Annotated in this window: 28 protein-coding genes and 2 pseudogenes; 16 read left to right on the top strand and 14 right to left on the bottom strand. The window is 61.5% G+C overall.

Features of this window, described 5'->3' with window-relative positions; all coding sequences use genetic code 11:
* Positions 1-8: 8 nt before the first annotated feature.
* The gene (gene kdpA / locus ACM6I6_RS23725) at positions 9-1703 is read right to left on the bottom strand and encodes a potassium-transporting ATPase subunit KdpA (RefSeq protein WP_323607066.1); all 1695 of its coding nucleotides are present in this window, start codon (positions 1701-1703) and stop codon (positions 9-11) included.
* Positions 1704-1711: 8 nt separating this feature from the next.
* Positions 1712-1801 (bottom strand): K(+)-transporting ATPase subunit F, encoded by a 90-nt coding sequence (gene kdpF, locus ACM6I6_RS23720; RefSeq protein ID WP_007899818.1) that lies wholly within the window; start codon positions 1799-1801, stop codon positions 1712-1714.
* 369 nt (positions 1802-2170) lie between these two features.
* On the opposite strand from kdpF, the gene ACM6I6_RS23715 reads away from it, so the two are divergent.
* The gene (locus tag ACM6I6_RS23715) at positions 2171-2338 is read left to right on the top strand and encodes a DUF2897 family protein (protein WP_274073120.1); all 168 of its coding nucleotides are present in this window, start codon (positions 2171-2173) and stop codon (positions 2336-2338) included.
* Positions 2339-2398: 60 nt separating this feature from the next.
* On the opposite strand, the gene ACM6I6_RS23710 is transcribed toward ACM6I6_RS23715, so the two are convergent.
* From ACM6I6_RS23710 to ACM6I6_RS23700, 3 genes are all read right to left on the bottom strand, one after another.
* A complete protein-coding gene (locus tag ACM6I6_RS23710; protein WP_323607065.1) occupies positions 2399-3403 on the bottom strand; it encodes a GNAT family N-acetyltransferase in 1005 nt (334 codons plus the stop codon).
* Between the two features lie 88 nt (positions 3404-3491).
* Positions 3492-4286 (bottom strand): ABC transporter substrate-binding protein, encoded by a 795-nt coding sequence (locus ACM6I6_RS23705; protein ID WP_323607064.1) that lies wholly within the window; start codon positions 4284-4286, stop codon positions 3492-3494.
* A 93-nt stretch (positions 4287-4379) separates the two neighbouring features.
* Positions 4380-5003: a TetR/AcrR family transcriptional regulator gene (locus ACM6I6_RS23700; RefSeq protein ID WP_274073117.1), complete on the bottom strand. Its 624-nt coding sequence runs from the start codon at positions 5001-5003 to the stop codon at positions 4380-4382.
* Between the two features lie 178 nt (positions 5004-5181).
* Here ACM6I6_RS23700 and ACM6I6_RS23695 point away from each other — a divergent pair, with 178 nt between their 5' ends.
* The 9 genes and pseudogenes from ACM6I6_RS23695 to ACM6I6_RS23655 all read left to right on the top strand — a co-directional run bounded on the left by ACM6I6_RS23695 (position 5182) and on the right by ACM6I6_RS23655 (position 14501).
* Positions 5182-6984 (top strand): acyclic terpene utilization AtuA family protein, encoded by a 1803-nt coding sequence (locus tag ACM6I6_RS23695; protein WP_414920787.1) that lies wholly within the window; start codon positions 5182-5184, stop codon positions 6982-6984.
* 12 nt (positions 6985-6996) lie between these two features.
* Positions 6997-7866, top strand: coding sequence for an SDR family oxidoreductase (locus ACM6I6_RS23690; RefSeq protein ID WP_274073115.1), 870 nt, complete (start codon positions 6997-6999; stop codon positions 7864-7866).
* Positions 7867-7869: 3 nt separating this feature from the next.
* Positions 7870-9486: a geranyl-CoA carboxylase subunit beta gene (atuC, locus tag ACM6I6_RS23685; protein WP_414920786.1), complete on the top strand. Its 1617-nt coding sequence runs from the start codon at positions 7870-7872 to the stop codon at positions 9484-9486.
* A gap of 17 nt (positions 9487-9503) precedes the next feature.
* Entirely contained in the window at positions 9504-10661 is a 1158-nt protein-coding gene (atuD, locus tag ACM6I6_RS23680; protein WP_323607061.1) for a citronellyl-CoA dehydrogenase, read from the top strand.
* Positions 10658-11455 carry an enoyl-CoA hydratase/isomerase family protein gene (locus ACM6I6_RS23675; protein WP_323607060.1) on the top strand — a complete coding sequence of 266 codons (798 nt, stop codon included), beginning with the start codon at positions 10658-10660 and terminating at the stop codon, positions 11453-11455. Before atuD ends, ACM6I6_RS23675 begins: the two co-directional genes overlap by 4 nt.
* 116 nt (positions 11456-11571) lie before the next feature.
* Positions 11572-13039 (top strand): annotated as a pseudogene (locus ACM6I6_RS23670) (acetyl/propionyl/methylcrotonyl-CoA carboxylase subunit alpha); the annotation flags it as partial.
* Between the two features lie 134 nt (positions 13040-13173).
* Positions 13174-13533 (top strand): annotated as a pseudogene (locus ACM6I6_RS23665) (acetyl-CoA carboxylase biotin carboxyl carrier protein subunit); the annotation flags it as partial.
* Positions 13534-13604: 71 nt separating this feature from the next.
* Positions 13605-14147 carry an exonuclease domain-containing protein gene (locus tag ACM6I6_RS23660; protein ID WP_274073110.1) on the top strand — a complete coding sequence of 181 codons (543 nt, stop codon included), beginning with the start codon at positions 13605-13607 and terminating at the stop codon, positions 14145-14147.
* A 69-nt stretch (positions 14148-14216) separates the two neighbouring features.
* On the top strand, positions 14217-14501 hold the full coding sequence (locus ACM6I6_RS23655) for a pyrimidine/purine nucleoside phosphorylase (protein WP_045058110.1): 285 nt from the start codon (positions 14217-14219) through the stop codon (positions 14499-14501).
* A gap of 69 nt (positions 14502-14570) precedes the next feature.
* Here the strand turns inward: ACM6I6_RS23655 and ACM6I6_RS23650 are convergent, their stop codons facing one another.
* Both ACM6I6_RS23650 and ACM6I6_RS23645 read right to left on the bottom strand, forming a co-directional pair.
* Complete coding sequence (locus ACM6I6_RS23650; protein ID WP_274073109.1) at positions 14571-15377, bottom strand: MOSC domain-containing protein; 807 nt, start codon at positions 15375-15377, stop codon at positions 14571-14573.
* A 182-nt stretch (positions 15378-15559) separates the two neighbouring features.
* Positions 15560-16495 (bottom strand): chemotaxis protein CheV, encoded by a 936-nt coding sequence (locus ACM6I6_RS23645; RefSeq protein WP_274073108.1) that lies wholly within the window; start codon positions 16493-16495, stop codon positions 15560-15562.
* A 417-nt stretch (positions 16496-16912) separates the two neighbouring features.
* Here ACM6I6_RS23645 and ACM6I6_RS23640 point away from each other — a divergent pair, with 417 nt between their 5' ends.
* The 3 genes from ACM6I6_RS23640 (at position 16913) to ACM6I6_RS23630 (ending at position 19399) form a co-directional block, all read left to right on the top strand.
* A complete protein-coding gene (locus tag ACM6I6_RS23640) occupies positions 16913-17383 on the top strand; it encodes a hypothetical protein (protein ID WP_274073107.1) in 471 nt (156 codons plus the stop codon).
* Positions 17384-17849: 466 nt separating this feature from the next.
* On the top strand, positions 17850-18743 hold the full coding sequence (locus ACM6I6_RS23635) for a sensor histidine kinase (protein WP_274073284.1): 894 nt from the start codon (positions 17850-17852) through the stop codon (positions 18741-18743).
* Complete coding sequence (locus tag ACM6I6_RS23630; protein WP_406591569.1) at positions 18740-19399, top strand: response regulator; 660 nt, start codon at positions 18740-18742, stop codon at positions 19397-19399. Before ACM6I6_RS23635 ends, ACM6I6_RS23630 begins: the two co-directional genes overlap by 4 nt.
* On the opposite strand, the gene yegS is transcribed toward ACM6I6_RS23630, so the two are convergent.
* Positions 19383-20300: a lipid kinase YegS gene (gene yegS / locus ACM6I6_RS23625; RefSeq protein WP_406591570.1), complete on the bottom strand. Its 918-nt coding sequence runs from the start codon at positions 20298-20300 to the stop codon at positions 19383-19385. The two genes, ACM6I6_RS23630 and yegS, sit on opposite strands and share 17 nt — an antisense overlap.
* A 214-nt stretch (positions 20301-20514) precedes the next feature.
* Between yegS and ACM6I6_RS23620 the strand changes: the two genes are divergently transcribed.
* Positions 20515-20826, top strand: a complete 312-nt coding sequence (locus tag ACM6I6_RS23620) for a hypothetical protein (protein WP_406591571.1) — start codon at positions 20515-20517, stop codon at positions 20824-20826.
* Positions 20827-20886: 60 nt separating this feature from the next.
* Here ACM6I6_RS23620 and glp read toward each other — a convergent pair whose 3' ends face one another.
* Together glp and moaB are read right to left on the bottom strand one after the other, a co-directional pair.
* Positions 20887-22074, bottom strand: coding sequence for a gephyrin-like molybdotransferase Glp (glp, locus tag ACM6I6_RS23615; RefSeq protein ID WP_406591576.1), 1188 nt, complete (start codon positions 22072-22074; stop codon positions 20887-20889).
* 22 nt (positions 22075-22096) lie between these two features.
* Positions 22097-22636 carry a molybdenum cofactor biosynthesis protein B gene (gene moaB / locus ACM6I6_RS23610; RefSeq protein WP_008055114.1) on the bottom strand — a complete coding sequence of 180 codons (540 nt, stop codon included), beginning with the start codon at positions 22634-22636 and terminating at the stop codon, positions 22097-22099.
* A gap of 81 nt (positions 22637-22717) precedes the next feature.
* Here moaB and mobA point away from each other — a divergent pair, with 81 nt between their 5' ends.
* Together mobA and ACM6I6_RS23600 are read left to right on the top strand one after the other, a co-directional pair.
* Positions 22718-23320: a molybdenum cofactor guanylyltransferase MobA gene (gene mobA, locus ACM6I6_RS23605; protein ID WP_274073102.1), complete on the top strand. Its 603-nt coding sequence runs from the start codon at positions 22718-22720 to the stop codon at positions 23318-23320.
* A 77-nt stretch (positions 23321-23397) separates the two neighbouring features.
* Positions 23398-23619, top strand: a complete 222-nt coding sequence (locus ACM6I6_RS23600; RefSeq protein WP_274073101.1) for a YgdI/YgdR family lipoprotein — start codon at positions 23398-23400, stop codon at positions 23617-23619.
* A 77-nt stretch (positions 23620-23696) separates the two neighbouring features.
* Here ACM6I6_RS23600 and ACM6I6_RS23595 read toward each other — a convergent pair whose 3' ends face one another.
* The 4 genes from ACM6I6_RS23595 to ACM6I6_RS23580 form a co-directional block, all read right to left on the bottom strand.
* Positions 23697-23975 carry a hypothetical protein gene (locus tag ACM6I6_RS23595; protein WP_323607054.1) on the bottom strand — a complete coding sequence of 93 codons (279 nt, stop codon included), beginning with the start codon at positions 23973-23975 and terminating at the stop codon, positions 23697-23699.
* Between the two features lie 100 nt (positions 23976-24075).
* Positions 24076-24966: a pseudouridine synthase gene (locus ACM6I6_RS23590; RefSeq protein ID WP_274073099.1), complete on the bottom strand. Its 891-nt coding sequence runs from the start codon at positions 24964-24966 to the stop codon at positions 24076-24078.
* Positions 24967-25037: 71 nt separating this feature from the next.
* On the bottom strand, positions 25038-25346 hold the full coding sequence (locus ACM6I6_RS23585; protein WP_274073098.1) for a transcriptional regulator: 309 nt from the start codon (positions 25344-25346) through the stop codon (positions 25038-25040).
* Between the two features lie 170 nt (positions 25347-25516).
* Positions 25517-25753 (bottom strand): glutaredoxin family protein, encoded by a 237-nt coding sequence (locus ACM6I6_RS23580; RefSeq protein ID WP_102700819.1) that lies wholly within the window; start codon positions 25751-25753, stop codon positions 25517-25519.
* Between the last annotated feature and the right edge of the window lie 12 nt (positions 25754-25765).

The following is a 25765-nucleotide window of genomic DNA, read 5'->3' as shown; positions in this document are numbered from 1 at the left end:
TGGATTCCTTAGAAGCCCATGCTCAGATGTTCAGCAATCGGACCCAGCGCCAGCGTCGGCAGGAAGGTCAAACCACCCACCAGCAAGATGGTCACGGTCAGCAAGGTCACGAACAGCGGACCGTGGGTCGGGAAGCTGTTCTGGCCGATCGGTGCGGTCTTCTTCATCGCCAGGCTGCCGGCCAGGGCCAGCACCGGCAGGATGTAGCCGAAGCGACCGATCAACATGCCCAGGCCCAGCATCAGGTTGTGGTACGCCGTATTGGCGCCGAAGCCAGCGAACGCCGAACCGTTGTTGGCACTGGCCGAGGTGTAGGCGTAGAGCAATTGGCTAAACCCATGGGCGCCGGGGTTGCTCACCGAGGCCACGGGCCCTGGCAGGCTGGCGGCAATCGCACTGAGGACCAGCACGCCGAGCGGCATGACCAGCAGGGTCACCACCAACAGTTGCACCTCGCGGGCCTGCAGTTTTTTGCCGAGGTATTCCGGGGTCCGGCCGATCATCAGGCCGGCGAGGAACACTGCGATCAGCACGTTGAGCAACATGCCGTAGAGGCCGGCACCGACGCCGCCGAAGATCACTTCGCCGACCATCATGTTGACCAGCGCGACCATGCCGCTGAGCGGGTTGAGGCTGTCATGCATGCCATTGACCGAACCGTTCGAGGCCGCCGTGGTGGTCACCGACCACAGCACCGTGGCGGTGGTACCGAAACGTGCCTCCTTGCCCTCCAGCGGTGCGGTCTGTTCGACGGCGACGTTGGCCAGGCTCGGGTTGGGCTGGTACTCGGCCCACATCGAGGTCGCGCCGCCGATCAGGAACAGGGCGAGCATGCAGGCAATGATCGCGCGGCTCTGGCGCAGGTCCTTGACGTAATGGCCGAAGGTGAACACCAGCGCGACCGGAATCAGGATGATCGACGCCACTTCGAACAGGTTGCTCCAGGCCGTCGGGTTCTCGAACGGATGCGCCGAGTTGACGCCGAAGAAGCCACCACCGTTGGTGCCCAGTTGCTTGATCGCAATCTGGCTGGCGGCCGGCCCCAGCGGGATGACCTGATCGACACCCTGCATCGTCAGCGCATTGACGTACTGCGCGAAGGTTTGCGGCACGCCCTGCCAGACCAGGAACAGCGCCAGCAGCAGGCACAGTGGCAGCAGGCCGTAGAGGGTGGCGCGAGTCATGTCGACCCAGAAGTTGCCCAGCGACGCCGTGGATTTGCGACCGATGCCGCGGCAGAGGGCTACCAGTACCGCCAGGCCGGTGGCGGCGCTGACGAAGTTCTGCACGGTGAGGCCAACCATCTGGCTCAGGTAGCTCAGGGATGCTTCGCCGCTGTAGCCCTGCCAGTTGGTGTTGGTCATGAAGCTGACGGCGGTGTTGAACGCCAGCGTCCACTCCTGGCCGGGCAGGTTTTGCGGGTTCAGCGGCAAGTGGTCCTGGAACAGCAGGATTGCGAACAGCAACAGGAAACCCGCGAGGTTGAAGGCGAGCAAGGCCAGGGTGTACTTCTGCCAGCTCTGTTCGACCTGGGGATCGACGCCGGCCAGACGATAACAACCGCGTTCCACCGGACCAAGGATGGGCGTCAGCCAGGTGCGCTGGCCTTCCATGACCTTGTAGTAGAACCGCCCCAGGAACGGTGCCGGGACCAAAACCAGCGCGAAAAACGCCAGGATCAGCCAATAGTCATAACTGTGCATAGCCGCTCCTAGTTCCGGTCTGCGCGCAACAGCGCAACCAACAGATAAATGAACAGTCCCACTGCCAGCAGCAGTGACACTCCGTCCAGAACGCTCATGGAAGTTCTCCGTGTTACGGCGTATTGCCGCGTGTGGAGGTATTGTCGGCAGGGAGGCTGTAAAGGAACGAGAGCGAGGGTGCGCGCGGGGTATAAAGAAAGCGTAAAGACTGGGTTTATGGCTTGGTTACTGCGTTGTTCTGGCTGGCCCCTTCGCGAGCAAGCCCGCTCCCACAGGGGGAATGCGTTCACCCAGACACTGCGAAAACCCTGTGGGAGCGAGCTTGCTCGCGATGGCGGCATGACAGGCAACATCGCAGGTGTGAAACAGGCATAGAATGGAACCACAGCGAAATCCAATCGCTCAAAGTGGTATGCACGTTCGGCAAGCGAAACCCTCGCCCGCCGACCGGCTTTCAAGGAGGTCCCATGCCCTGGTATGCCTGGTTGATTCTGATAGTTGCCATTGGCTCTATCGTTGGCGGTCTGATGATGCTGCGTGACACCGCCCACAAGGTTGAGCTGACCGATGAACAGCGCAAACGCGTCGCCGAACGCAATGCGGAAATGGACGCCAAGGAAGCGCAGGACCGCTAGCTGCAAAATCGTCCGAAGTCCTTCGCGGCATTCGGACGATTTACTGCCGTTACTTCCGGTTCAGGTCAACGAGCAGCGATCGAAGAACCGCTCGCGCCCCAGCGCCATTAACGCTGCGCGCTTGTGTGGAAAGTCGAATTCCTTCTCGCAGTAAAATCCCTGTCCTTGCATGTGCCCGATCATCTTCGCGTTGTCGGCACGGGGCTCGGCGACGACCCGTTGGGTACGTGGATCGTCGAGAAACAGGTAGTGCACCAACGCCGACAGCCAGCTCGCTACCTTGTGCGGCCCACGATGATTTTCTTCCCCCACCAGCATATGAATGCCACGGTCGTGATCACCTGCCTCGTAGAACGGCGCGATGCGGTCTTCCTTGGCCCAATACGCTTCGAAGTAGGCAAAGGGCTGATCGTCGAAACAACCGATCAAGGTCAGGGTATGGGGATCGTCCTGGAGTTTGCCCAGGTACTCTCGATGCTGTTCGAGACTGCCCTGCTCCTGCCAGAAATTCGCCACTCGAGGGCTGTTCTGCCAGCGATTGAAACGCGCAAGATCCTCGTCGATGTCCACCGTACGCAGGGAAATCCAGGCCCCCAGCCTGGCATCGAAACGCCGATACACCTCGCCCCGTGGCTTCGGTGGGCGCAACGGGTGACGCTTGCCGCCGCTGAATACCATCCGCTGTGGGTAACAGCCCGTCAGCGACTGACCCAGCCACGGCTGCGGCAACTGCCAGAACAGCGTGCGTTCGCAACGGAACTGGCCGACCGTTTCGGTAGACACCAGCAATGCGCTGAGCAACGCTTCAGGTGGCGCTTCATCGAGTTGCCAGACCAGTCGCTGGCAAGCAGGGTCACGGGCGAACAACCAGTAACACGCGGCCCAGATGGCCCGGCTGTCGGGGCGTGGAGCGCCCTCGTGCAATTGCAGCAGCAACTCGGGCGCGCGGGTCAGGTGTAGCTGGATCAGCGACTGGCCTTCAAGGCTCAGGCTCAGCCCGGTTTCGGTTTCATCGGCTACGAGACGGCTGCCGTTTGGTAAAGGCAGGACATTCGGATTGGACATGGGTCGGGCTCACGATTCGTCGACAGGTCAACGTTTGACGTGAGCCAAGCCGGAAAATTTAAGCGATACACGACTTACGGTGCCCCGCTCAGTTAGCCGGCGCCGGCAAGACCGCAATTTTGTAGGGGTCGAAAATCTTCAGCATCTGGCCATTGTCCCGCAACCCTTGCAGCAACTTGCCGAAGGCCTCCCCGCTGATCGGCGCGGCCGGGCGCAGAATGGCGTAGTGGTGATAGATCTGGTCGACGCGCTCGGATACCAGCAACTCGCTGGCGACTTGCTGGTTGCGCAGAAAGTAGTCGCTCAGGTAGGACCGTGTGACCAGGGCGACATCGGCGCGCCCACGCAGCACCATCAGCAGGTTGCTGTCATGGGAGTAGGTCGACGTGGCGTTGTAGTGAGTGGCGAGATACTTGGGGTCGGCATTGAAGTTGGCGAACTCGTAGTGGTACCCGCTGAACAACGCCAGGCGCTTGCCGCTGAGGTCGCTGAAGTAACTTTGCTGGCGCTCCGGCAGGCGTTGGGCGACGAAGATTTCGGCATCTTCCAGGCCCATGTCGACGCTGGTGTGGGGAATGTCCTTCCAGCCCCAATTGGGGTTTTCGAAGATCGCCATGTCCACCCGGCCTTGCTTGAAATCGCCAAAACGACGGGGAATGGAGGTGGGTACCAGCACGAACCGGTAGTCGCTTTGCAGGGTGTTGAGGGCCTCGACCAGTTGCGGCAACAGGCCGGTGTCGGCCCCGGATTCAGGGCGCACCGTGTAGGGTGGAAAGTGTGCGGCACCGATGCGCACCAGTTGTGCAGCCTGGGTCGGTAGAACCGATAACGCCGCGACCACCGCCAGTAAAAACCGCGAAGCCGTCCGAATTGGCGAAGACATCAAAACAACCCACTCCCGAAGTACTGCATCAATGCATTCAAGCTAGGCGGTTTCGCCCAGTTAGCCAGTTTCCTGCCGACCCGCACACCCGCCTTACTTGCCCTCCAGCACCAGGATCAAGGCCTCCTCCGCCAGTTGATCCAGGCTCATGCTGCCACCGGCACGAAACCAGGTGGTGGTCCAGGACAGCGCCCCGGTCAGGAAGCGCCGGGTGATAAACACATCGCCGCGGATAAAACCGGCGCTCTTGGCTTGACCCAGCACCTGCAGCCAGATGTCTTCATAGATATCGCGCAGCGCCAGGACCTGGGCCTGGCCCTCCTCGGACAGCGATCGCCATTCGTAGACCAGCACGGCCATGGCTTCGCCACTGCCGCCCATGATCGACTGCAATTCGCAGCGGATCAGCGCCAGCACCCGTTCGCGCACGTCGCCCGTCTCGGCGATGGCCGCCCGCATCAACGCGGTGTTGTAGCGAATGGTCTCCTCCATCACCGCCCGCAGGATCTCGTCCTTGCTCTTGAAGTGATGAAAAATGCTCCCCGACTGGATGCCCACGGCACCGGCCAGGTCGCGCACGGTCGTGCGTTCATAGCCTTTGTGGCGAAACAGGTGGGCCGCCACTTGCAGCAACTTGCCACGGGCGCTGTCGGGGTCGGTCAATTGCCCGCTGTCGACCAACTCGCGCATGACGCTCAAGGCTTTTTGCTCATCCACCCGTTCTCTCCTACAGTCGATCAGTCCAATGCCACGCTCCCCGCGAAAACATTGGGGTTGCGCTGGCAATTTAAGCAACTGGCGACGACCAAGCAAGCGCTCGGGCAGAAGATAGTTCAGCCGTTTACAAACCAAGCGCTTGCTTGGTAGTCTCGAAGCATTGTTGCCGGAGGTGGTTATGGAGTTGATTGCGCCAAGAACGATTCGCATCGGCTGCGCCAGCGCCTTCTGGGGCGACACCTCGACCGCCGCCGAGCAACTGGTGGAAGGCGGGCACCTGGACTACCTGGTCTTCGACTACCTGGCCGAAATCACCCTGTCGATCATGGCGGGCGCGCGGATGAAAGATCCCCAGGCCGGATACGCCACTGACTTCGTCGAAGTCCTCGGGCCGCTGCTCTCCCAACTCGCCGAACAAAAGATCCGCGTGATCAGCAATGCCGGCGGCGTCAATCCCCAAGCCTGTGCCGCTGCCCTGCAAGCGGCCTGCGACAAGGCCGGCGTCACCCTGAAGATCGCCGTCCTGCTGGGCGATGACCTGCAACCGCAATTCAAGCAGCTAGGCAGCCAGGGCATTCATGAAATGTTCAGCGGCGCCCCCCTGCCGCCAATGTGTGTCTCGACCAACGCCTACCTTGGCGCGCCCGGCATCGTCGAAGCCCTGCGCCTGGGCGCAGACATCGTGATCACCGGGCGCGTAGTCGACAGCGCCGTGGTCAGTGCCGCGCTGGTGCATGAGTTCGGCTGGTCGTGGCACGACTACGACAAACTGGCCCAGGCGGCGCTGGCCGGGCACATCATCGAATGCGGCGCGCAATGCACCGGCGGCAATTTCACCGATTGGCGCGATGTGCCCGACTACGAGCACATCGGCTTTCCCATCGTCGAAGTCAGCGCCGACAGCCAGTTCATCGTCAGCAAGCCCGAAGGCAGTGGCGGATTGGTCACGCCCCTGACCGTGGGCGAACAGATGCTCTATGAAATCGGCGACCCACGGGCGTACCTACTGCCCGACGTGGTCTGCGATTTCACCCAGGTCCGGCTCGTGCAGCAAGGCCGGAACGCGGTCCGGGTGCATGGCGCAAAAGGCTTGCCGCCCACCGCCCAGTACAAGGTCAGCGCCACCTACCCGGACGGTTTTCGCTGCACCGCCAGTTGCCTGATCGCCGGCATCGATGCGGTGGACAAGGCCCGGCGTGTCAGTGAAGCGATCATCAACAAGACCTCGCAGATGTTCAGCCAGCGCGGCTGGGCGCCCTACAGCGAGGTGAACATTGAACTGCTTGGCAGCGAAGCCACGTACGGCCCCCACGGCCAGCGCCAGGACAGCCGCGAAGTGGTGATCAAGCTCGCGGTGCGCCATCCGCACAAACAGGCGTTGATCCTGTTCTCCCGGGAAATCGCCCAGGCCGCCACCGGCATGGCGCCGGGGCTGACCGGGATCGTCGGCGGCCGGCCGACGGTGTATCCGCTGATCCGCTTGTTTTCGTTCCTGATCGACAAAAACGCCTGCACGCTGGACATTGATCTCATGGGCCAGCGCCACCCCTGCGCCCTGCCCGCCCTCGATGTGCTCGACAGCGCCGAATTGCCGGTACCGTTCGAACCACCCAGGCCTTCGGGCCCGGCCGACGCCAGCGTCGCCCTGGTCAAGCTCGCGGTCGCCCGCTCCGGTGACAAGGGCAACCACAGCAACATCGGCGTCATGGCCCGCGATCCGCAGTACCTGCCGTGGATCGCCGAAGCCCTGACCCCGGAGGTGATCGTCGACTGGATGAGCCACGTCCTCGACCCGATCCACGGGCGCGTCGAGCGTTGGTACTTGCCCGCCACCCACAGCCTGAATTTCCTCCTGGAAAACGCCCTGGGTGGCGGTGGCGTGGCCAGCCTGCGGATCGATCCGCAGGGCAAGGCGTTCGCCCAGCAGTTGCTGGAAATCCAGATTCCGGTGCCCCAGCGCATCGCCGACCAGGTCAACTAGAGGATTGCCGCCATGGCCTACGATTCGATTTTCAAAGCCGATGTGTTTGCCGGCCAGACCATCATCGTCACCGGTGGCGGCAGTGGCATCGGCCGCTGCACCGCTCACGAACTGGCGGCCCTCGGCGCCCATGTGCTGCTGGTCGGGCGCAAGGCCGACAAGCTGAAAACCGTCGCCGCCGAAATTGCCGAAGATGGCGGCAGGGCTGACTGGAGCACTTGCGATATCCGCGAGGAAGAAGCGGTCACGCATCTGGTCAGCGAACTGATCCGCAAGCACGGCCCGATTCACGGCCTGGTCAACAACGCCGGCGGCCAGTACCCGTCACCACTGGCCTCGATCAACCTGAAGGGTTTCGAAACGGTGATGCGCACCAATCTGCTGGGCGGCTTCCTGATGGCCCGGGAAGTGTTCAACCAGTCCATGAGCAAACATGGCGGCGCCATCGTCAACATGCTCGCCGATATGTGGGGTGGCATGCCGGGCATGGGCCACTCGGGCGCGGCGCGCTCGGGCATGGACAACCTGACCAAGACCGCGGCCTTCGAATGGGGCCACGCCGGGGTCCGGGTCAACGCCGTGGCGCCGGGCTGGATCGCGTCCAGCGGCATGGACACCTACGAAGGTGCGTTCAAGGCGGTGATTCCGACCTTGCGTGAACACGTGCCGCTCAAGCGCATCGGCACCGAATCGGAAGTCAGCGCGGCGATCGTGTTCCTGCTCAGCCCGGGCGCGGCGTTCATCAGCGGCAGCACCCTGCGCATCGACGGCGCGGCCAGCCTCGGCGGGCGGGCCTGGCCGATCCACAAGGCGACCCACAGCGAGTCGTACAACGGCTTCCACCGCGCGTACCTGCCTGATGTGCTCAAGGACAAGGAATAAGCCATGCCGGTGATTCAGTCGCAACTCGACCCCCGCAGCGAACCGTTCGCCCGCCACCGCGCGGCAATGCTGGTTGCCGTCGAGCAGCTGCGCAGCCTTGAACAGACCCTGCTGGACAAGGCGGCCGAGGCCAGACCCAAGTTCGAAAAACGCGCGCAGTTGCTGCCTCGCGAACGCCTCAACCTGTTGCTCGACCCTGGTGCGCCGTTTCTCGAACTGGCCGGCCTGGCCGGCTACAAGCTGCACGACGACAAAGATGGCAGCGCGGCCGGTGGCGGCTTGATCGCCGGGATCGGTTACGTGTCGGGTGTACGGGTACTGGTGGTGGCGAACAACAGTGCGATCAAGGGCGGCACCATTTCCCCCTCGGGCCTGAAAAAGTCCCTGCGCCTGCAACAGATCGCCATGGAAAACAAACTGCCGGTGATTACCCTCGCCGAGAGCGGTGGCGCCAACCTCAATTACGCGGCGGAGATTTTCGTCGAAGGCGCGCGCAGCTTTGCCAACCAGGCGCGCATGTCGGCCATGGGCCTGCCGCAGATTACCGTGGTCCACGGCTCGGCGACGGCCGGCGGCGCCTATCAACCAGGGCTGTCGGACTACGTGGTGGTGGTACGCGGCAAGGCCAAGCTGTTCCTGGCCGGCCCGCCGCTGTTGAAAGCGGCCACTGGAGAAGTCGCCACTGACGAGGAACTGGGGGGCGCCGAGATGCACGCGCAAACGGCCGGCACCGCCGAATACCTGGCCGAGAACGATGCCGACGGCGTGCGCCTGGTGCGCGAGATCGTCAGCCTGCTGCCGTGGAATGCGCGCCTGCCGATGTCGCCCGCCAGGCAATGGCAGGAGCCGCTCTACCCCATCGACGAATTGCTCGGCCTGATCCCCGATGATCCGAAAAAGCCCTACGACGTGCGCGAGATCGTCGCCCGCGTCGCCGACGGCTCGAATTTCCTCGAATTCAAGGCCGAGTTCGATCAGCAGACCGTCTGCGGCCAACTGAAAATCCAGGGGTACGCCTGCGGGTTCATCGGCAACAACGGGCCGATCACGCCCAAGGGCGCGAGCAAGGCGGCGCAGTTCATTCAGCTGTGCGACCAGAGCCAGACGCCGCTGCTGTTTTTCCACAACACCACCGGATTCATGGTCGGCACCGAATCGGAGCAGCAAGGGGTGATCAAGCACGGCGCCAAGATGATCCAGGCGGTGGCCAATGCCCGGGTGCCAAAACTGACCGTCGTGGTGGGCGGTTCCTATGGCGCCGGCAACTACGCGATGTGCGGGCGTGGCCTGGACCCGCGTTTCATCTTCGCCTGGCCCAACAGCCGCACCGCCGTGATGGGCGGCGCCCAGGCCGGCAAAGTCTTGCGCATCGTCACCGAGGCCAAGCAGGCCAAGGACGGCCTGGTGCCCGACCCGAAGATGCTCGACATGCTCGAACAGGTCACTGCGCAGAAACTCGACAGCCAGTCCACGGCGCTGTATGGCAGCGCCAATCTGTGGGACGACGGCCTGATCGACCCACGGGATACCCGGACCCTGCTCGGTTACTTGCTGGATATCTGTTTTGAGGCCGAGGTGCGGCCGCTGCATGCCAACAGTTTTGGCGTAGCCCGGTTCTAATCAGGAGAACAACAAGAATGATCTTCACCCAGGAACACGAAGCACTGCGTCGTACCGTTCGCCAATTCGTCGATCACGAGATCAATCCCCACGTCGAGGAATGGGAAAAGGCCGGGCGCTTTCCAATCCACGAGATTTTTCGCAAGGCTGGCGACCTGGGCCTGCTGGGCATTTCCAAACCGGAAAAGTTCGGTGGCATGGGCCTGGACTACAGCTACTCGATCGTCGCCGCCGAAGAGTTCGGCACCATTCATTGCGGCGGCATTCCCATGTCGATCGGCGTGCAGACCGACATGTGTACCCCGGCCCTGGCGCGCTTCGGTTCCGATGAGTTGCGCGATGAATTCCTGCGGCCGGCCATCAGCGGCGAGCAGGTTGGCTGTATCGGCGTCTCCGAAGTCGGCGCCGGCTCCGACGTGGCCGGCTTGAAAACCAGCGCGCGCAAGGACGGCGACGATTACGTGATCAATGGCAGCAAGATGTGGATCACCAACTCGCCGAGCGCCGACTTCATCTGCCTGCTGGCCAACACCTCGGACGACAAACCCCACGTCAACAAATCGCTGATCATGGTGCCGATGAACAGCCCCGGCATCAGCCTCAGCTCGCACCTGGACAAACTGGGCATGCGCAGCTCGGAAACCGCCCAGGTGTTTTTCGACAACGTGCGGGTGCCACAGCGCAACCGCATCGGCCATGAAGGCGCCGGGTTCATGATGCAAATGCTGCAGTTCCAGGAGGAGCGCCTGTTCGGTGCGGCCAACATGATCAAGGGCCTGGAGTATTGCGTCGACAGCACCATCGAGTACTGCAAGGAGCGCAAGACCTTCGGCAGTGCGCTGATCGACAACCAGGTCATTCACTTTCGCCTGGCCGAACTGCAAACCGAGATCGAGTGCCTGCGGGCGCTGGTGTATCAAGCCACCGAGCAATACATCAAGGGCCAGGACGTCACGCGCCTGGCGTCGATGGCCAAGCTCAAGGCCGGTCGCCTGGGCCGCGAGGTCAGCGACAGTTGCCTGCAATACTGGGGCGGCATGGGCTTCATGTGGGACAACCCGGTGGCCCGCGCGTATCGCGATGTACGCCTGGTGTCGATCGGCGGCGGCGCGGACGAAATCATGCTGGGGATCATCTGCAAGCTCATGGGCATCCTGCCGGGGAAAAAGCCATGAGCACCCTGCCCGCTTGCCAGACCCTGCTGCTCGAATTGCACAACGGCGTGCTGCACATCACTCTCAATCGACCGGACAGCCGCAACGCCATGAGCCTGCAGATGGTCAGCGAACTGCGTGCGGTGCTGGCGGCGGTGCACGAGGACCGGGGGATTCGGGCCCTGGTGATCGGCGGTGCCGGCGGGCATTTCTGCGCCGGCGCCGACCTCAAGGACATGGCCAACGCGCGCGCCCAGGGCCCGAGCGCGCACCGCGATCTGAATCGGCTGTTCGGTGCGTTGCTGCAGGAAGTGCAGCACGCGCCGCAAGTGGTGATCACGGTCTTGCAAGGCGCGGTGCTCGGTGGCGGCTTCGGTCTGGCCTGCGTCAGCGACATTGCCCTGGCCGATCACCAGGCGCAATTCGGCCTGCCGGAAACCAGCCTCGGCCTGTTGCCAGCGCAGATCGCGCCGTTCGTGGTCCAGCGCATCGGCCTGACCCAGGCACGCCGCCTGGCACTGACGGCGGCACGTTTCGACGGCACCCAGGCGCGGCGGATGGGGCTGGTGCATTTTGTCGAGCACGATGCGCAGGCGTTGGCCGAACGGCTCGATGAGGTGTTGGCGCATGTGTTGTGTTGTGCGCCGGAGGCGAATGCGGCGACCAAGAAATTGTTGCTGGCGAGTGCGGGGCAGCCATCGGATGAGCTGCTGGATCAGGCGGCTGAGTGGTTCAGCGAGGCGGTGACCGGGGCTGAAGGGGTCGAGGGGACCCTGGCTTTTGTGCAAAAGCGTAAGCCGGGGTGGGCCTCTTAAAAGCTTCGCTGGCAAGCCAGCTCCTACAAGGGTCTGCGTCGCACACAAAACCTGTAGGAGCTGGCTTGCCAGCGAAGGGGCCGTCACATTCACCGCAAAAACCCAGGGAATAAAACATGCCCGGATTCAACAAAATCCTGATCGCCAACCGCGGTGAAATAGCCTGCCGCATCCAGCGCACCGCCCAGGCCCTGGGCTACCGCACCGTCGCCGTCTTCAGCGATACCGACGCCGACGCCCTGCACGTGCACATGGCCGACGAAGCGGTAAACATCGGCCCGGCCCCGGTGCAACAGTCCTACCTGAACATCGAAGCGATCATCGAGGCGGCCCGACGTACCGGGGCCGACGCCATCCACCCGGGCTACGGTTTCCTCTCGGAAAATGCCGGTTTCGCCCGTGCCTGCCAAAACGCCGGCATCACCTTCATCGGCCCAAGCCCCGAAGCCATCGAGCTGATGGGCAGCAAACGGCTGTCGAAACTGGCCATGCTCGACGCAGGGGTTCCCTGCATCGCCGGCTATCAGGGCGCCGAGCAGGACGATGCGACGCTCAGCCGCGAAGCCGATCGCATCGGCTACCCGCTGATGATCAAGGCCAGCGCTGGCGGTGGCGGTCGCGGCATGCGCCTGGTGCACGATGCCGGCGATTTGTTGGCGCAGATCCGCACCGCACGCTCCGAAGCGCTGCATGGATTCGGCAGCGATGAACTGATCCTCGAACAGGCGTTGATCGACCCGCGTCACGTCGAGGTTCAGCTGTTCGGCGACCATCAGGGCAACCTGATCTACCTCGGCGAGCGCGACTGTTCCATCCAGCGCCGTCACCAGAAAGTCATCGAGGAAGCGCCCTGCCCGGTCATGACCGCCGAACTGCGCCAGGCCATGGGCGAAGCGGCGCTCAAGGCCGGTCGCGCGGTCAACTATGTCGGCGCCGGCACCGTGGAATTCCTCCTGGATGCATGCGGGCAGTTCTATTTCCTGGAAATGAACACCCGGCTGCAGGTAGAGCATCCGGTCACCGAACTGATCACCGGGCTGGATCTGGTGGCCTGGCAACTGCAGGTCGCCGCGGGGCTGCCGCTACCGTTGCGCCAGGAGCAGGTGCAACTCAGCGGTCACGCCATGGAAGTGCGCTTGTACGCCGAAGACCCGGCCCAGGACTTTGTCCCGCAAACCGGGCGCATCGCCCGCTGGGAACCGGCGCTGCAGAGCGGCGTGCGCATCGACCATGGGCTGATGGAAGGACAGCAGGTCAGCCCGTTCTACGATTCGATGCTGGGCAAGATCATTGCCCACGGCGCGACCCGTGAAGAAGCCCGGCGCAAGTTGCTGCGGGCGGTGCAGGACAGCGTCCTGCTGGGCCTGCCGAGCAACCAGCGTTTGCTGGCCGGCCTGCTGGAACATCCGCGGTTCATCCGTGGCGAATTCAGCACCGGATTCATTGCGGCGCATTTCGCCGACAACCCCTACCTGCAGCCCCCTGTACCCAGCACCGAAGCGCTGGCGATTGCGGCGGCGTTGTTCCATCACGCTTCGGCACGGATTCATCCCGCCGCGCTGGCCGGTTGGCGTAACAACGCCAGTGTGCCGCTGCACTACCACATCGGCCTGGGGGATCAGGACTGGCCCGTGCAACTCAACGCGGTACCGGGGCAGCCCTACCGGATTCAAATCGCCGCACAGGTGCTCAACCTGACCGTTATCCAGTGCGACGGTCGCTGGGTCACCCTGGACATCGACGGCATCCGCCAGCGTCATGCCTACCTTCTCGAAGGCGAGCAACTCTGGCTATTCACTCGCCCCGGCAGCCTGCAACTGCTGGATCGCACCCAAGCGCCGGTCTGCAGCCAGGCCAGCATCAGCTCCGGCACCCTCAAGGCGCCCATGGACGGTGCGGTCATCGACGTGCTGGTCAGTGAAGGCAGCCAGGTCAGCAAAGGCCAATTGCTGGTGGTGCTGGAAGCCATGAAAATGGAACACCCACTCAAGGCGGGCATCGACGGCGTGCTCAAGCGCTTGCAGGTGCAGGTGGGCGACCAGGTGAAAAACCGGCAGATTCTGCTTGAGGTCGAATAAGTCGCTAGGCGTAACCGCCGGGTTTGGCTACGCTCAAGCCCTATCAGCACGCGGATACCGGGAACCCTGCGATGCCTCACTGGTTGGTCATTGATCTGGAAGCCACCACCGATGAGGGTGGTTGGCCCATAACGGAAATGGAAATCATCGAAATCGGTGCCACCCTGGTGGATCGCAAAGGCCGCGAGCTGGATTGCTTCCAGCGTTTCGTGCGCCCGTTGCGCCGCCCTCTGTTGACGCCGTTTTGCCGGGAGCTGACGCACATCACCCAGGCCAACATCGATGCCGCACAGCCCCTGGCCGAGGTCTGGCCATCGTTCGAGCGCTGGCTGGGCCAACATCACTCGCGGCTTGAAGGTTGGGTCAGCTGGGGTGACTACGATCGCAAACAGTTGCTCCAGGAATGGCAGCGCCTGCCCTTCGACAGCGCGTTGAGCAACGTGCCGCACATGAATCTCAAGCAGCGCTTTGCCAAGGCCCGACGCCTGGAACGACCGCTGGGGCTCAACGGCGCCCTGCAACTGGCGGGACTGCAGTTCACGGGGCAGCAACATCGGGCGCTGGAAGACGCGCGCAACACCGCACGCCTGTTGCCGCTTGTCCTGCCGCTCTAGAGAGGTGACGAGTCCTTGGGCCTTGTGCATACTGGCCGGCCCTTTTAAGCCCTTTTCGAGGAATCGCCCATGTTTAAAGTCAACGAGTACTTCGACGGCACCGTCAAGTCGATCGCCTTTGGCACTGCCGAAGGCCCAGCGACCATCGGCGTCATGGCCCCGGGCGAATACGAATTCGGCACCAGCCAGCGTGAAATCATGCACGTGGTCTCCGGCGCCCTGACCGTCAAGCTCCCGGACAGCACCGATTGGGAAACCTTCGCCGCCGGCAGCCAGTTCAACGTGCCCGCCAACAGCAAGTTCCAGCTCAAAGTGGCGGTCGACACTGCCTACCTGTGCGAATACCGCGGCTAAAACCCCGGGTTCACTGCGAAAAGACAATGCCCGTGTCCATCGACACGGGCATTTTTCGTTGAAGGGCGTTTATTCGAGGATGGTGACCGGCATGCCGACTTCGAGCCGGCCATTACCGTCGTTGACCAGATTCTGCCCAAACATCGCACCATCGGCTTCGCTACGGTACTTCTGCAAGGTGGCAAAGGGTTCGCGGCCAGCGTCACGCTCGCCGGTTTGCGGGTCGACGGTTGTCATGATGCAGCGTGAACAGGGCTTGACCACCCGGAACTCGACATCGCCGATGCGCAGGCGCTTCCAGCCATCCTCGGCATACGCCTCGCTGCCCTCGATCACCAGGTTGGGCCGGAAACGCAGCATCTCCAGCGAGCGGCCGACGCGTTGCGACAGGTCATCCAGCGATGCCTGGCCAATCAGCAACAGCGGGAAGCCATCGGCGAAGGCGACCTGATCGTCGTCCTTGCCATAGCCCGAGGCGGTGGTCCGTGCGCGATCCAGTGGCACCTGCACCAGGCGCGTCGGCTTGCCGATGAACCCACTGACCCAGGCGCCGGCCGCGTCGCCGGCATCGGGCACGCGCAAGCTGTCACGCCAGATGGTCACACCGCGCAATTGAGCATCGCTGGTGGGCAAGGCGACATCGATCGGCGAATGGCCGGGGGCGCTGAGGGTCAAGCCACCCTCGGCATTCCACAACGCCGACAGCTGGCTCATCTGCGCGACCGCGCGCTGGGTCAGGAAGCGTCCGCTGGCTTCATCCACCAGCATCCAGCGTCGATCGCCGTCCAGCCCCAGCTTGTCGAGGCCGACCTGTTGCAGGATCTCGCCTTTGCCGGATTTCAACGGATAACGATACAGCGCGCTCAGACGCAACATGGCCAGCTCCCTGACGGACAAAAACGCCACCCTATACGAGCTTGATCAGCGAATCAAAGGTCCCGCCCCTGTAGGAGCTGGCTTGCCAGCGAAGGCGTCCTTGAATATTGCATTGACCTTTCGGGCCTCTTCGCTGGCAAGCCAGCTCCCACAATGTTTAGTGTTGGGCATTCGTCCTCGGATCAGGCCGGCACTGCATCGCGCATCAAACGCTGACGCACCACATCAACCAACTTGTCCGGCTGGAATTTGGAGAGGAAGTTGTCACAGCCGACCTTCTTGACCATCGAGTCGTTGAAGCTGCCGGACAGGGACGTGTGCAGCACCACATAAAGGCCGCGCAGTCGCGGATCGTTGCGGATTTCGGTGGTCAGGCGGTAACCGTCCATTTCCGGCATTTCCGCGTCGGTGAAGACCATCAGCAGCTTGTCGGTCATGTTGACGCCGGTGTCCGCCCAGGCCTTGAGCATGTTCAGGGCCTTCAAGCCATCGCTGGCAATGTGCATCTTCACCCCCAGTTGCCCCAGGGTATCGCGCAGTTGCGTCAGGGCCACATTCGAGTCATCCACCAGCAACACTTCGCGGCCACGGGCGCGTTCGAGCACCGGATCCTCGAGTTTTTCCCGGGAGACCTTGGCGTTGTAAGGCACGATTTCGGCGAGGACTTTCTCGACGTCGATGATCTCCACCAACTGATCATCGACCTTGCTGATCGCGGTCAGGTAATGCTGCCGGCCGGCACTGCTGGGCGGTGGCAGGATCGCTTCCCAGTTCATGTTGACGATGCGGTCCACCCCTCCGACCAGGAAGGCCTGCACCGAGCGGTTGTACTCCGTGACGATGATCGTGCTGCCAGGGCCTGGCACCAGCGCACGCATGCCGATGGCCTGGGACAGGTCGATGACCGGCAGGGTCTGGCCGCGCAGATTGACCACGCCGCACACGAACGGATGCCGCTGGGGCATCAGGGTCAGCTTCGGCAGTTGCAGGACTTCCTGCACCTTGAACACGTTGATCGCGAACAATTGCCGCCCGGCAAGCCGGAACATGAGAATTTCCAGGCGATTCTCACCCACAAGTTGCGTACGCTGGTCTACCGTATCGAGAATACCGGCCATCTATGACTCCTGGGGCTTTTGCGGATGAATTCACTGGATAGAGGGTTATCGGCTGTTTTCGCCGGACCTTGACCCCTTGGCAAATGCCACGCGAGGAATTGATGTCACATTAACATCATGCTTTACTGATCCTGTAATTTCTTCTATTGCCATGCTTTTCGCCGCGACCATCATTTGCGCGATTGGTTCCGCCCTGTAAGGGATTCCCCTAGCAACAATCAGGTGCAACCTGATATTCGCAATATCCAATAGCCATTAATGTGACGCCATTCTCATTGCATGAATGGAGTCGGGCATTTGTCTGCGATCGCAAACCAGTGGCCAATCAACCTTTCAAGCGTTCAGCCCGCACTTGAGCCGTCCAGAGCGCGAACTCAAGACACCCTCCTCATTTGACATGACGTTGTGGAGACAAGCATGCCGAACAATCGTAAAGAGTGGGCAAAGCGCATTCCCGAGTTTCTCGTCGAGGCTGAAACACTCCTGGCCAGGACCGAGGAGTGCCTGAGTCATCTGCAATTGATCAGCAATGACCCGGACGCCATTGACTGCATGCTCAGCACCCTGCTCAAACTGGCGTGCAAGGCGGATGCCCTCGCCCTCGCGGCCGTGTCAGAGTTTTCATTGCACATTCATGGCCTGCTCAATCACGCCCACAACCACATGGCACTGCACGACGAAGCCCTGGATGCGCTCAAGGACTGCCTGACGCTGATCGCCTGGCAACTTGAACTGATCGACCAGAAAACCGGGCAGCTCAGCCTCGATGAAACTGAACAGGCCTCCCTGATCGAAGCCTTCGCGTTCCAGGTCGGCCAGAGTCAGTTTCGCCCCCCGGTTGATTCCAGGCCGTACACACTCGTTTCTTATTCGCAGCGCCAGGCTTAACTTTGCGCAAGTACGTCAAGCTGCGAATAGATGACTGCGTCACAACTTGTGCGGACTCATGTCGCAATTGAATACTTCATATCTGCTAACGACACCTCGAAACAAGTAACTATTGCTTGTACAAGTATTCGTGTGTCTGCGCCGATTTTTATTGGATCCAAATAATCGTGGCCTAAACGGTGTTCCCACCTTCCTGGGCGCTATCTCCTGTCCTCCTGGACATCTAATCACAAGCGCGACCAACGGTATTCGAAGTGCTATTATGCCGCCCATTAGTTGACGTCAATTAACGGCAACGCGATTGCAGACAACTCAGCTAAAAAATTCAGGTCTGATTTCTTATACAAGACCGTGGTTTTCTTATACAAAAAACCGTTGAAGTCGAAAGCTGACATAAAAAAATCATCGATCTGTCAGCGAACATGACCGATCGGCCCGCAGCGAACATCCATTGGCTCCATCCGCTATGTACGCCAGCCTCAATTCAATCGCCAAATGGCCACCCTCCCCAGATAACGCACGCCGGTTCACGCTGCTTCTATGCGCCGGCTCGACACTCGGCAGCCTGCTGGTCTACGGCCTGTCCACGCAGTTGCCGCTGGGTCTGCTGGCGCTCGATCTTGCTGCGCTGGGCTGCGTCTGGATGCAATACCGCCTGTCACGCAAGTCGATCAAGTTCCAACCTCAGGAGCTGGCCGAACGGATGCTGCAAGTCCAGGAAAACGAACGCCATCGCCTCAGTCGGGAATTGCACGACGACATCGGCCAGTTGCTGACCGCGGCAAAACTTCAGAGTGACTGGCTCAAGCGCAGGATGCCCGAAGACCTGCAGGGGCAATGCTCGGTGCTGTGCGACACGCTGGATGAAACCCTCGCCAAGGTTCGCGATGTATCGGCCATCCTCAACCCCCGACAACTGGCCAGCCTTGGGCTGGAAGCCAGCCTGCGGGCGCATTTGCTCAAGACGCTGAGCAACACCCCGGTGCACTGGAGCCTGGAGTGCCAGCAACGACTGACCGGCATCCCGGAAGAAATGGCAGTGGCGGCCTTTCGCATCACCCAGGAGGCCGTCACCAACATGCTGCGCCATGCCGATGCGCAAAACCTGCTGGTCTGCCTGCAGCGTTTGCCCCAGGGCCTGGCATTGCTGATCAGTGACGATGGCCGCGGTTTCGCGCCGGCCACCGATCCGGGGCGTGAAGGACAACGCGGCATGGCCGGGATGTCGGAACGGATCAAACAACTGGGCGGCACGCTGACCGTGACCAGCCAGCCAGGCAAAGGCACCCAAATCGAAGCCCTCTTCCCATGGGCACCCCGTGAGTTCGAACGGGCCAATACGAATAAGGTTATGCATTGACTTGTAACTTGCTTCTGGTGGATGACCACTCGCTGATCAGGGCTGGCGTGCGCGCCCTGGTGCTGGACCTTCCTGGCTATGCGGTTGTCGGCGAGGCCAACGATGGCTCGCAGCTGCTCGAAATGGCCCAGCGACTGTCGCCGGATATCGTGCTGCTGGATATTTCCATGAAGCAGACCGGTGGCCTCGAAGCCTTGCAACAGCTCAAGCGGGTCCGTCCGCACAGCAAGGTGCTGATCCTGTCGATGCACACCGACCCGGCACTCATCATGCAAGCCCTGGAATCCGGGGCCCATGGCTATTTACTCAAGGACACCACGGCCACCGAACTGGAACACGCGCTGGAAGCCTTGCGTAACAATGAGCGCTACCTGAGCCCGGCCATCGCCCATACCGTGATCACCCAGGCGTTGAACCGGACCCAGAACAGCCAGGCGGCCCCGGCAGACTCGCACAACCTGACAGCCCGTCAGCTGGAAATCCTGCGGTTGATCGTGCGTGGCAAATCCACCCGGGAAATCGCCAACGGCCTGGGCCTGAGCGTCAAGACCGTGGAAACCCATCGCTCGCAAGTCATGAAGCGCTTGCAGATATTTGACGTGGCCGGCCTTGTCTTGTTCGCCGTGCGCGAGCAGATCATCAGTCTGGACGACTGACAGCTCCAGCCCTGCTCAACAAGGGTGACTGCTCGGGCAAATGCACCTGCAGCGCCGCCGGCCGAGCCGAGAACCGCAGGCTGTCACCCTCGAGCGGTTCGCCGTCAAGGTTGATGTAGAGGCCCTCAGAGGCCTTGATCTCAACCCATGGCAGGCGGGCGCGGACGAACATGCTATCGAGTCCGAAACCATCGGCCAGCAGGTTCTTCAAGGTGCCGACCAGCTCCTGCGGTGCCGGCAGAATGCTGATGTCGAGTAGCCCGTCGTCCGCCAAAGCCTCTGGGCAGAGCACATGCCCACCACCCGCCTGTCGACCGTTACCGATCCCCAGCGCCAGCAACTCGCCACTCCAGTGAAAATCAGGCCCCTGCAATTCACCATACGCCGCATGCAGCTCACTGAAACGCGTCAAGCCGGTGAACAGATACGCCGCACCACCAAGGACTTTCTTCAGTTCTTCGGAGGTATTGGCCGTGACCTGACTGCCAAAACCACCGGTGGCCATATTCAGGAACACCTGGCCACCGACTTCCCCCAGGTCGATGGCGCTGGGGGCAACGTCCAGCAGCGCCAGTGCCTGATCCGGCTCCAGCGGCACACCGGCAGCACGGGCAAAATCGTTGGCGGTGCCCAGCGGCATCAGCACCAGGCTGGCCTCCGGCGACTGGCCGGCCATGGCTTCGGCAATATCGCGCAAGGTGCCGTCGCCGCCACCGGCAATGATACGCCGATAACCCGCCTCCAGCGCTTCGCCCACCAGCCGTTGCGCATCCCCGGCTTCCCAGGTCAGGCGCACGGCCAGGTCCCAGCCTTGTTCACGCTTTTCCTCGACGGCGGCCCGAACCGCTTCGTTGAGCGCCTGCTTGCCATGCAGAATCAACAGTGCCTTGCGTTCGCTCATTGTCGTCACTCCCCATCTTTGAAGGCGTATGGGACATGTGACCTCACCACCCTCCTGAAAAGTCGCAAAAAAATGAATTATTTACGCTTGAGTCCAATAAGGAGAATTTTCTTACAAAACGTGAGGAATCGGCTCAATTGACCAGAAATGGCGATTGGTACACTTTTGTGTCAGCGGTTTTCAGTCATCAGCAGGACAGACGCAAGGATGTGCAATGCAACGACATGACATCAGGTCACCGGTGATGCCGGTGGTGCCGCTCGCAATGAAACGGGCCGATCATCCAGCTGAACTCGTCAGCAGTGCAAAATCCAGTGGAGAAGTTCCTATGCAACCTCGCGTCAACGAGCTTGAGACACACCTCGAAACCCTGCGAGGCGACCTGGAAAAGATTCGCAGTGACGTCAGGTCAATCAGGCTCAGGCTTGCCTATTCGGTGGGCGGAACAGTCGTTGTCCTGGGGCTGCTGGGCTGGATCGCCAACAGCCGTTTCGACCAGGTCGTCTCCCTGCTGCTGGCTCATTGATCTACCATGGACGCAAAACCCGGCTCAATCGACCGGGCTTGCGTCACCGCGTGGCCCAGATCAGCTCAATACTTCGCTCAGCGGAATGAAGTAGACGCTGTCACCTGCCACCAGCGTCCGCTCCTCCATGACCTCGACCAGTCCATCGGCCCACGCGGCGCTGCGCAGCACACCGGAACTCTGATTGCGGTAGATGATGGCCTGGCCGTTCTCCAGGCGACCGCGCAGGTACTCGCGTCGATTGCCGGCCTTAGTCCAGTCGAACCCTGCAGGCACTTGCACCTTCAGCGGCTCCACCTCCTGCACACCCATGCGGCGCAGCAGGTAAGGCCTTGCCAGCAAGGCAAAGGTCACCAGGGTCGAGGCTGGATTGCCCGGCAGGCCGATCACCGGCACGCTACGAAAATGTCCGAAGGTCAGGGGTTTTCCGGGCTTGATGGCCAGTTTCCACAGCGCCAGCTCGCCCTCTTCTCGCAGGGCCATGCCCAGGAAGTCGGCCTCCCCCACCGATACGCCGCCGGTCGAGAGAATCAGGTCGACATTCCCCAGTTCGCCCAGGCGCGCGCGCGTGGTGTCCAGGTCATCCGGCAGGATCCCGGCGTCGATCACCTCGCAACCCAGGCGCTGCAACCAGCTGCAGAGCAACACACGGTTGCTGTTGTAGATCTGCCCCGGCCCCAGCGGCTGACCCGGCTCGATCAGTTCATCCCCGGTGGACAGCACCGCTACGCGAACCTTGCGGATCACCGCAAGCTCGGCACACCCCAGCGAGGCGGCCAGACCTTGCTCGATCGGCCCCAGCCGCGTGCCCGCCGGCAGGATCAGTTCACCAACGGTGGTTTCCTGTCCTTGTGGACGAATGTTCTGCCCGATGACCAGGGACTCGGTGAAACGGACACGTCCATCCGCCTGGACTTCGGCGTTCTCCTGCATCTCGACGCAATCGGCACCCGGCGGCACAGGTGCGCCGGTAAAGATTCGCGCGCAGGTGCCCGGCGTCAAGGCAACAGGCGCCTGGCCGGCAAAGACTTTCTGACTGACCACCAGCGGCTCTGCGTTCCAGTCAGCCACGCGCAAGGCATAACCATCCATCGCGCTATTGGGCCACGGCGGCAGATCGAGGGACGACAGCAGATCCTCGGCCAGCACCCGGCCCTCGACCTGCGCCAACGGCAAACGCTCGCGCTCTACAATCCGTGAGGCGTCGGCCATTTCCAGCAGACGCGCCAGGGCTACCTCGACCGGCATCAGGGTCCCGGTCTTGCCCGGCTTACCCGCGGGATTCACAGGGTGCCGCCTGTTTCAGGTGAGTCACGAAATTGCACGGGCGATGGCGCGAATCCAGCTGCTCGCCAAGAATGCCATCCCAACCGGTGCGCACCGCATTGGTCGACCCCGGCAGGCAGCACACCAGCGTGCCGTTGGCCAGGCCGGCCAAGGCGCGGGACTGGACGGTCGATGTGCCGATGTCCGCCACCGATATCTGGCGGAACAATTCACCAAAACCATCGACTTGTTTGTCGAGCAGGCAGCTCACTGCTTCCGGCGTGCTGTCACGACCGGTGAAACCGGTGCCGCCGGTGATCAGCACCACCTGTACGACCTCGTCGGCGATCCAGTTGGCAACTTGCGCGCGAATCTTGTAGAGGTCATCTTTGAGCAAGACCCGGCAGGCCAGGTTGTGTCCGGCAGCCGTCAGGCGGTCAACGAACAGCTGGCCTGAGGTATCGGTTTCCAGGGTACGGGTATCGCTGACCGTCAGCACCGCGATGTTGAGCGGCGCGAAAGGTACATCAGCCTTGGCTTTCATAGGCTCGTCCAGTTGTAGGAGAAACAGCCCGGTGTTATATCACAGCGACCTCATTTTTCGCCGCCCCCATGGAGGCCTGCCATGACTTCGAACCCAGCGTTGCCACCCTGCTCCATTTTGCTCCTGGCAGGCGGCCGCGGCCAGCGCATGGGCGGCCAGGACAAGGGGTTGCTGGAATGGCACGGCGAGCCGCTGATTGCACATCTGCATCGCAAGACACGTGCGCTGAGCGATGACCTGATCATCTCGTGCAACCGGAACCTGGAAAAGTACGCGCCCTACGCCGATCAATTGGTCCATGACGACGAAGGCGATTTTCCGGGGCCATTGGCGGGCATTCGTGCCGGTCTCAAAGCGGCCCGTCACAATCATCTGCTAGTCTTGCCATGTGATGTCCCGCGCATTGACCAGGCACTGCTCAGCAGCATGCGCGAAGCCGCCAGCCAGCATCCGGACAAACCCTTGATGCTGCGCCATGACGGCCACTGGGAGCCGTTGCTGTGCATTATTCCAGTGGCACTGCGCGCTGATTTCGAAACGGCCTGGAAGGAGGGTGAACGTAGCCCGGGTCGACTGATGCGCCAGCTGGGTGCTACTGCGTTGCAGTGCCCCGACAACGATCCGCGCCTGGCAAACCTCAACACGCCCGAACTGTTAAGTACGTCAGACACTGTGTCAGACTGAGTACCAAGGAACTTGCGCGCGCTGTTTACGTCTCAAGCCCAGCAACCAAAAGAATTCATTTTTTCGGAGACACTTCCATGACTCAACGGACCCTGGCCACTTTCATGCTTGCACTGGGCCTCGCTACCCTCGCCGGTTGCGCATCGCCTACTGTGATCACCTTGAATGACGGTCGCGAAATCCAGGCCGTCGACACGCCAAACTACGACCAGGATTCGGGCTTCTACGAATTCGAACAGCTGGATGGCAAGCAGACCCGCATCAACAAGGATCAGGTTCGTACCGTCAAAGAGTTGTAATCTTCGCGGCGACTACCGGATACATGAAAATGCCCCGACTGGTCGGGGCATTTTTATTCGCCTCTGGAAAACCCTCGCTAAGGGTTCGGCTCATTGTTCAGTTTATCCACGCGTGCCAGTGCCTGCGTGGCCTCGGTGATGCATTTCTTGTCGTCGTTGGCGGCCCGGGCCGATTCAGCGCTGGCCTGCATCCGCTTGATTTCCATGGTGGTGTTTTCGGACGTGGCCGGCAGGCTGGTGACCTTGTCCTTGAGCTCCTGGAGCTTGATGGTGCACAGGTCGCTGTCTGCGGCGAATACGGGAGAGGCCAACAGGGCGGTGCAAATCAACATTCCGGCGAAAACCGTGCGTTTCATGAATATCTCCTTGCATGGGAGGTATCGAACGCCACAGGCGTGGCGCCTGATCAAAAGACTGCAGACCTGGGCATAAATTCGATTTTTTTGAATGCCCTGCTCACCACTGCAACGTGATTGCGCTCTCGAACTCCCGGCCCTCACCCGTCACCGGGTCTACAAATTTCAGCCCCTGGGCCAGCAGTTTCAGCGGGTTGGCATAGTCATCTTCCACGTCCTTGAGCACCCGGGGATAAAACGGGTCGTTGCAGATGCTGGCGCCCAGGGCGGTCATGTGCACCCGCAACTGATGTTTCTTGCCCGTCACCGGATAAAGCCCATAGCGCCAGAGGTCGCCGTTCTTTTCCCGGACTTCCACAGCCGTCTCGGTGTTGCTGGCGCCCGGCCCTTCCTGCATGCGAAAGAACGGCTCGCCATCGATGAGTCGGCTCTTGTGCACCAGTGGAAACGTCAGGTCAGGTAATGCCCGGGCGATAGCCTCGTAGCGCTTTTCGATCTGCCGCGAAGGAAACAGCGACTGATACGCCGAACGGCTCTGCGGGTTGGCGGAAAACAGCACCAGACCCGCGGTATGCCGGTCGATGCGATGCAAGGGCACCAGGTGCGGGTTGTCCAGGCGACGGATAAGGCGACGCAACAAGGTCTGTTCGACGTACTCACCCGCCGGGGTTACGGGTAGAAAATGTGGCTTGTCCGCCACCACCAGATGCTCGTCCGCGTACAGGATCGACTCGACCACCGGGATCGGTTTTTCGTCAGGCACTTCGCGAAAATAGTGAATCCGCAAGCCTTCCCTGTAAGGCAGGTCAAGGGCAATGGGCGCGCCCTGCCCATCGAGGACGCGACCGCGAGCGATTCTGTCCAGCCATTGTTCACGACTGATGGCGCTGAAGTGCTCGCACAGGCAATCGAAAACGGTCTGCCACGGGCCAGGCGGCAGGTACAGCGTGCTGGCCTGGCTGTGTGCAGCAGAAAATGCTGAAGTGGACATACAAAAGCTCTTACCTTGAATGCAGAGCGGCATTATCCAACAGCAGCGCAAACGAACCTAGCGCAGAATCCTCACGCCGGTATCTGCGCCGCCTCGGTGTACTCCTTGAGCCAGCGCAGCACGTCGACCGCCTCCCAGCGACCCGGGTCATACAGTGCATACAACAAACCCTGATAACCCACGACATCCAGCTGGCGGTGAAAGCCCGCGCGCTGGAACAAGGCTTCGATTTCGGCAAAGCAGGTATTGAAATGCAGCTTGTTGAAGGGCGTTTTTCCTTCAGTCACCAGGCCGTCCAGGCGCAATTCGGCGACGGCTTCGCGTACCACATCCACCGACATGCGATTAACGCTGCTTTTCAATTGTTCGACATTGACCACGACTCATCCCCCTCACGCCCGGAGTTGCCCCGCTCAACGCCAAAAATCAACGGCAGCAGGACAGCAATCCGGATAACTGTATGCGCATACAGTATCCGAATAGCGTCGATTAAGCCAAGGGGATCGGCTCTAAAGTTCGACGGGCGGAACCTGTCCACCCACAAAACCGTTTAACCCAGGAAGGCAACCACTTCGTCGGCACTGAAGGGCCAACCCAGTTCCGCGCCGGTATCGACCCGACGCAACACCGGGATGCGCAGGCTGTAGGCGGCGAACCAGGATTCGTCGTCAGCGATGTCCACCAGTTCCACCAGCAGGCCACGCTCGACAAACTCCATCAACATGGCTTCGGCCACTTCACAGAGATGACACCCGAGAGTGCCGAACAGCTGACATTCAGGAAGCATGAGCGCTCTACC

The sequence above is a fragment of the Pseudomonas sp. IT-P218 genome, from assembly GCF_949767605.1.
GTDB classification, from domain to species: Bacteria; Pseudomonadota; Gammaproteobacteria; order Pseudomonadales; family Pseudomonadaceae; genus Aquipseudomonas; species Aquipseudomonas putida_AE.
This window is presented reverse-complemented; position numbering and strand designations above follow the sequence as displayed.